This window comes from Promicromonospora kroppenstedtii DSM 19349 (assembly GCF_000515355.1).
GTDB lineage: Bacteria > Actinomycetota > Actinomycetes > Actinomycetales > Cellulomonadaceae > Promicromonospora > Promicromonospora kroppenstedtii.
On the sequence record NZ_KI911636.1, the window covers coordinates 1,528 to 2,521 of the forward strand.

The 994-nt window shown below is 76.1% G+C and carries 2 protein-coding genes; both read right to left on the bottom strand.

The features are described from left to right. Positions 1-691: M20/M25/M40 family metallo-hydrolase (locus PROKR_RS07420; protein ID WP_157601952.1), on the bottom strand; the 691-nt coding region annotated here is incomplete at its 3' end. A gap of 75 nt (positions 692-766) precedes the next feature. Continuing rightward, on the bottom strand, positions 767-994 hold a 228-nt coding region (locus PROKR_RS34230; RefSeq protein WP_036961409.1), incomplete at its 5' end, for a DUF6069 family protein.

The following is a 994-nucleotide window of genomic DNA, read 5'->3' on the forward strand; positions in this document are numbered from 1 at the left end:
CCGCCGCGGCGACCGTCGGCACCACGGTGGTGCCGAGCGCCGGGTCGCCCAGCGCCGCGACCGCGAGCACCTGGTGCGCCAGCTCGACCACCGCGTTCACGCCCTTCTCCGGCTCCAGCCCGGCGTGCGCGGCGCGGCCCTTGACCAGCACCTCGTAGATCGAGGTGCCCTTGCGCTCCACCTTGAGAGCGCCGCCGTCGGCTGAGGCCTCCAGGACCAGGGCCGCCGCCGCGCCGCGCGCCTCGTCCTCGATCAGCGCCCGGGACGACGGCGAGCCGAGCTCCTCGTCGCCCGTGACCAGCAGGGTGACGCCGGTGCGGTCCGGCAGGGAGCCCAGCACGTGCAGCGCCATGACCAGGCCGGTCTTCATGTCGAAGCTGCCGGGGCCGCGCAGCACGCCGTCCGAGATGCCGAACGGGTGCGTCCGGAGCGAGCCCAGCGGCCACACCGTGTCGTGGTGCGCGAGCACCAGCACGCGCGTCGGGCCACCGAGCCGCCACCGCAGGTGGATGCCGAGCCGCTCGGGCTCGACGCCGAGGTGCGCCGTGCCGAGCCGGGCCACCAGGTCGGCGGACCGGGCCAGCGCGCCCGGGTCCGACGACGGCGACTCGCACTCGACCAGCGTCCGCAGGTCCGCGATCAGGGCGTCGGTGTCGGTGTCCGGACGGGCAGGGGTCTCGTGGAAGGGCATGGGGTGCACGGTATCCGGCCGGGATCAGGCCCTGCCGACCCTGCGCCTGCGCGAGCCGGAGCGGCAGCTGCCCGGCTACGACCGGCGTGACGAGGCCCGACGCAGCCCCAGCGCGACGATCACGCCGACCACCACATGCTCGGTCACCAGCAGCGCGACCGTCGCCGGCGTGGTGCCGCTCGCGGCCCCGGTGAGCGATACGAGCAGGGCCACGCCGCACAGCAGGAGCCACGCCACCTCGCCGCCACCCTTGGTCAGGCGCGCCACGAGCGCCCGCACGCCCCAGCCGGCGAAGCCGGCCAC